Origin of the sequence: Pseudomonas fluorescens (genome assembly GCF_001648775.1) — a bacterium.
Classification (GTDB): Bacteria; Pseudomonadota; Gammaproteobacteria; order Pseudomonadales; family Pseudomonadaceae; genus Aquipseudomonas; species Aquipseudomonas fluorescens_M.
Window position 1 is genome coordinate 1 of record NZ_LVEJ01000062.1, and the last position, 246, is coordinate 246.

Annotated in this window: 1 protein-coding gene; it reads left to right on the plus strand. The window is 65.0% G+C overall.

The annotated features are described in order from the left end of the window. Positions 1–246 (plus strand): hypothetical protein (locus A8O26_RS30040; protein WP_172828232.1); only part of this gene is annotated, 246 nt, incomplete at both ends.

The window sequence follows — 246 nt, forward strand, 5'->3', positions numbered from 1 at the left end:
GAGGCCGGCGTCGGGGTGAAGCTCGACGGCAAGCTGATTGCCAGCGGCGGCGATATTCAGCTCGATGCAAATGGACAACTGAGTCTGGCTGACACTTCAGCGACTGGCGCGGTCAACGTCAAAGCCGCCAGCCTCGATGCACGCGGCCCGGTCTACGCCGGCACCGCGCTCAACGTGCAAACTCAGGGCAACCTGAGCAACCGCCAGACCCTCGCGGCCCGCGACAGCATTAACCTCAGCGCGGGT